This is a genomic window from Kitasatospora sp. NPDC096128 (assembly GCF_040303105.1).
In the GTDB taxonomy this organism is placed as follows: Bacteria; Actinomycetota; Actinomycetes; order Streptomycetales; family Streptomycetaceae; genus Kitasatospora.
This window is the reverse complement of record NZ_JBEOSP010000107.1, coordinates 1-4,533: the sequence shown is the minus strand read 5'-3', so window position 1 is coordinate 4,533 and position 4,533 is coordinate 1. Positions and strand designations below refer to the sequence as shown.

5 protein-coding genes and 1 rRNA gene are annotated in these 4,533 nt (G+C 74.9%); all 6 read right to left on the bottom strand.

Features of this window, described 5'->3' with window-relative positions; translation table 11 throughout:
- Positions 1-126: 126 nt before the first annotated feature.
- On the bottom strand, positions 127-699 hold the full coding sequence (locus ABTY61_RS41690) for a hypothetical protein (RefSeq protein WP_350510468.1): 573 nt from the start codon (positions 697-699) through the stop codon (positions 127-129).
- Positions 696-2,087 (bottom strand): hypothetical protein, encoded by a 1,392-nt coding sequence (locus tag ABTY61_RS41685; RefSeq protein WP_350510467.1) that lies wholly within the window; start codon positions 2,085-2,087, stop codon positions 696-698. The genes ABTY61_RS41690 and ABTY61_RS41685 overlap by 4 nt, the downstream gene beginning before the upstream one ends.
- Complete coding sequence (locus ABTY61_RS41680) at positions 2,084-2,893, bottom strand: ATP-binding cassette domain-containing protein (RefSeq protein WP_350510466.1); 810 nt, start codon at positions 2,891-2,893, stop codon at positions 2,084-2,086. The genes ABTY61_RS41685 and ABTY61_RS41680 overlap by 4 nt, the downstream gene beginning before the upstream one ends.
- A gap of 32 nt (positions 2,894-2,925) precedes the next feature.
- A complete protein-coding gene (locus ABTY61_RS41675) occupies positions 2,926-3,753 on the bottom strand; it encodes a zf-HC2 domain-containing protein (RefSeq protein ID WP_350510465.1) in 828 nt (275 codons plus the stop codon).
- Positions 3,750-4,310: an RNA polymerase sigma factor gene (locus ABTY61_RS41670; RefSeq protein WP_350510464.1), complete on the bottom strand. Its 561-nt coding sequence runs from the start codon at positions 4,308-4,310 to the stop codon at positions 3,750-3,752. The genes ABTY61_RS41675 and ABTY61_RS41670 overlap by 4 nt, the downstream gene beginning before the upstream one ends.
- Before the next feature lie 143 nt (positions 4,311-4,453).
- Positions 4,454-4,533 (bottom strand): 5S ribosomal RNA (rrf, locus tag ABTY61_RS41665); the annotation flags it as partial.

Sequence of the window (4,533 nt, the reverse complement as noted above, 5' to 3'; positions counted from 1 at the left end):
CGCCCCCCCACCCTCCACCGACCCCGCCAGAGTCATCTCCTCAGCCGCGCTGCTACTGTCGGTCGTGCGGCGCGCCGCCCGCGGGCGGCGCTCACCTGCTCGTCGTCACGGCTCCCCGGACAGGCCCTACCGCCGCGGTCCCGCCACGGCGTACGCGGCCGTGCCGACCGCCAGCAGCACCCACGCCGTCCCGCAGGACACCCCGGTGCTCGGGGAGAACGTCATCCAGTGGAGCACCTCCCCCACGGTGCCGGGCGCGGGCGGGCCGAGGAGGGTGACCGCGAGCCAGCCGGTCGGCGGGATCCAGGCCAGGTGCGCCCCGCACAGCACCGCCCCGAGCGCGGCCAGGCCGGCCAGGCCCGCGGCGTCCCGTACCAGGAACCCGGTGGGGGCGGGATCGGCCCCCACCGACCCGGCGACCAGCAGCGCCCCGCCGGCGACCGCGCCGATCAGCAGCACGTGCGCCGCCCGGCGCGGCACCCACCGGATCGCGGCCGTCCGCTCCAGCGCCGCGTCCTGCCCGCCGAGCCCGACGGAGGCGGCCGCCACGTTCACGGTGAGGACCAGGACCACCGTCCCCAGCTCCATCGGGCCCGGGCCGCCGTGGTCGAAGGCCCACGCCGCCAGGACGACCAGCAGGACGACGGCGGCGGAGGCGGGCGCCTGCCGGGACCGCGCGTACAGGGTCAGCCACCTCATCGGGACACCTCCCCGGTCAGCGCCGCCAGCTCGTTCCCGCAGGACAGCGAGGCAGCACGGACCTGGGCGATCCGCGACCGCTGCTCGGCCTGCGGCAGGGCCTTCAACTTCTGCCAGGCGGCCTCGGCGCTCGCCCACGCGCGCTGCGAGAACCGGTCGGCCTCCGGCTGCTCCAAGGATTTCAGCTGCTGATCGCCGAGGGCCCAGCTCGCGACGACGCTCTGCGCGGGGACGGCGTTCAGGCCCCCGCCCTCCCAGATGGTGCGCGGTCGGCAGTTCGGCGCCAGGCCCTGGGCGACCAGCAGCCGGGTCAGTTCCGTCCCCGTCGCCCGGGCGATCAGCGGGTCGTCGAAGTCGACCAGCACCACGTCTCCGGCGAGCCGGCGGTCGTCGCCGACCGCGCGCAGCGTCGTCTCCTCCCGCACCGAAGCCGGCGCCTGGTCACCCAGGGCTTCGTGCAGCACCCGCAGCGCCTCCTTGCCGGACGAGGCGAGGTCGGGCAGGCGCGCGCCGTTCACCCGTGTCACACACACCGGGCCGTCGCAGACCGGGGCCGCGGCGGCCGAATCCACGACGAAGGTGTCGCGCGGTTCGGCCGGCAGGACCAGCAGGGCCAGCGCCGCACCGGCCAGGACGGGAGCCGGCGCGAGCAGCCGGGTCCGCAGGGTCGAGGCCGTCAGCAGCGCGAAGCCGGTGCCGAGCAGGCCGAGGAACCACAGCGTCTGCCCCAGGTCCACCGCCCCGGACAGGGTCAGCAGCAGCTCGCGCGGCATGTCGGTCACCGGCGACAGCTGGGAGAGCCGGTTGGGCGCCGCGCCCGACGGCACCGCCGTGTCGGTGGTCTGCCGCAGGAACATCACCGTCATCAGGGAGGAGACCACCAGCAGCGGCGGGGTCAGCACCGAGGGCAGGACCCGCGCCACGCCCATCCCGAACACCCCGCCAGCGACCAGGGCCAGGGCCGCGACCAGCGAGATCGGCAGCCAGCCCGCCGGCAGGTAGCCGGTGTCGCCGAGCGCCACCTGGCTCCCGCCCCACAGCACGAGGAGGCCGAAGCCCGACGCCAGCGCGAGCGCGAGCGCACCGGCCGGCAGCGCCGCACGGCGCCAGGCCGGACTCGGCGTGCTCGCCAGCAGTTCGGCCATCCGCGAGCGGGAGTCGCGCAGCCCGTACACCGCGCCGAAGCCCACCGAGAGCGGCCACAGGTAGGCCAGCAGGGAACGGGTCGTCAGCGCCATCGACGTCCACTGCGAGGTCCATGCCGTGGTCCCCTGCCACCAGAGTCCGTTGATCGCGTAGAGGACCGCCAGGCTGCCGCCCAGGACGACCAGGCCGGCCCAGGGGGCGACGGAGCGCCTCAGCTCGGTGCGCAGCACTCGTCCGTTCACCAGTTGCCCCCCTGCTGACCGGAGTTGCGCAGCAGCGCCGAGTAGCCGCGCTCCAGCGGGCTGTCGCCCGGGTGCTCGGTGCCGCCCGCCGCGGCCAGGTCCTCCGGGGTGCCCTGGAAGACCAGGCGCCCCTCGGCGAACAGCACCACGTCGGTGCAGGCCGCCGCGACGTCCTCGACCAGGTGGGTGGAGACGACCACGCAGGTGTCCCGGCCCAGTTCCTGCAGCAGCTCGCGGAAGCGCAGCCGCTGCGCCGGGTCCAGGCCCGCCGTCGGCTCGTCCAGCAGCAGCACCTCCGGGTCGTTGACGATCGCCTGGGCGATGCCGGCCCGCCGCACCATGCCACCGGACAGGGTCTTCATCCGGTGGTCGGCGCGGTCCGCCAACCCCACCCGCTCGACGGCCCGTTGGACGGCCGCCGGGATGTCCGCCTTCGGCACCTCCTTCAGCCAGGCCATGTACTCGACGAACTCCCGCACCGTGAAGCGCTTGTAGTAGCCGAACTCCTGCGGCAGGTAGCCGATCCGGCGCCGCACCGCGCGCAGGTCGCCCAGCCCGCCCACCGAGGTGCCGAGCAGCTCCAGCTCGCCGCCCGCCGGACGCAGCACCGTCGCCAGCGCCCGGATCAGACTGGTCTTGCCCGCCCCGTTGGGCCCCAACAGGCCGTGGGCGCCGAGGCCCAGGGACAGGTCCAAGCCGTCGACGGCCAGCTTCTTGCGGCCCACCCGGACTCTCAGGTCACTGGCCCGGATCTCCCAGGCGTAGGTCTTCGGCGCGGTGTCGGCCGCGCTCGTCATGGGCGCCATGCGGTGGCCCCTTTCGAGGGTCGATGGTGTTGTCACAACGTCGAGAAGGCGTTCCGGCGGGCGATCACCGCGCCGACGCCCAGCAGGAGGAGGAGTGCCCAGGCCGGCAGCAGGCCCGGCTCCAGGGCGAGCCGCAGGGCCGCCGGGTCACGTCCGGTGACCCCTGCGGGCACCAGCACGGCGGCGCCCCAGGCGGTCGCCAGGGCAGTCGCGGCCCGGGTCACGCCGATGACGCTGCCCAGGGCCAGGGCGGTCGAGGTGAAGGCCAGCGAGGGCAGCAGCCACTGCGCGGCCGTCACGGTCCCGGTCAGCCACCCCGTCAGCAGGAGCCCGGGCACGACCACGGCGAGCACCGCCGTGGTGCGCCTGAGCAGCAGCGGCAGGCCCGCGCGGGCGGTCGAGGCCGTCAGCTCGTACGCCGGGTCCAGGGCCCGCGACCACGCCGCGGCGACCCCGGACAGCGGCAGCACGGGGGCCAGCAGCGACACCGGCGAGGCGTCGCCGAAGGAGGCCGACGGCGCGATCTCGTCCAGCAGCAGCGCCGCCAGGGTGACGGCGGCGGCCATGGCCAGCCAGGGCCCCATCACCGGGGTCACCCAGGCCGACACCCACCACGGACGCCACCGCCGGGCGGGCGACCCTCCGGCCGCGTCCAACTGCGGCTCCAGGCCGGTCCGGACGGTGTCGAGCAGCGCGGCCACGTCGGGCGCCTCGACGGCCACCGAGGCCGCCAGGAGGCTCCGGCACGACGCGCAGGTCTCCAGGTGGGCCTCCAGCGCCCACACCGTGTCCGCCGCCATCGCCGCGTCACCCCGTGCGTAGGCGTCGATCAACCGCCTCGACGCGTGGTCCTCTCTCATCCCAGTGCCTCCCGCATCGCGATCCGGGCCCGTCGGGCGCGGGTCTTGACCGTGCCTTCGGGCAGTCTGAGCAGCACGGCCGTCTCCCGGACGGACAGCCCGTCGAGCACCGTGGCCTGCAACACGTCTCGGAGTTCCGGCGCCAGGCGCCGCAACGCGTCGCCCACGTCACCGCCGACCGTCCCGGCGAGCGCCTCCTCCTCCGCCCCGGGCACCACCGCCCGCTCGGCGGCGGCCACCGGCGGCTCGGCGTGGTGGGCCCGACGCCGGAACGCGTCGACCAGCCGGCGTGCCGCGATCGTCCACAGCCACCCGACGGCCGAACCGCCCACCGCGCTCCCGGCGAACGCGCCGGCCGCGCGCCACACCGCCAGATAGGTCTCCTGCATGACCTCGGCGACGATCTGCTCGTCCGAGCAGCGACGGCGCAACCGCACCGCCAGCCACGGCGACGTGCGGCGGTACAGCTCGTCGAACGCCCCGCGGTCGCCCTTGGCCACGAGGCGGAGGAGCCGTTCCTCGTCCAGCTCGTCCAGTGCTCTCCTGCGTGATCTCACACCAGCCAGACGCCCGATCCGGCGTACAGGTTCTTCACCGGGAGTGACCTGCGTCACAGTCGGGGGCTTCCGTCCGGGAACACCTGCTCCGGAAATGCGAAAAGGCCCACCCGGTAACCCGGGTGGGCCTTTTCTGAATGATTGTTCGGCGGCGTCCTACTCTCCCACAGGGTCCCCCCTGCAGTACCATCGGCGCTGTGAGGCTTAGCTTCCGGGTTCGGAA

Excerpts from the sequence above, each read along its gene's own strand:
- ABTY61_RS41690 (WP_350510468.1), bottom strand. The coding sequence starts at position 699 with ATGAGGTGGCTGACCCTGTACGCGCGGTCCCGGCAGGCGCCCGCCTCC.
- ABTY61_RS41680 (WP_350510466.1), bottom strand. The coding sequence starts at position 2,893 with ATGGCGCCCATGACGAGCGCGGCCGACACCGCGCCGAAGACCTACGCC.
- ABTY61_RS41675 (WP_350510465.1), bottom strand. The coding sequence starts at position 3,753 with ATGAGAGAGGACCACGCGTCGAGGCGGTTGATCGACGCCTACGCACGG.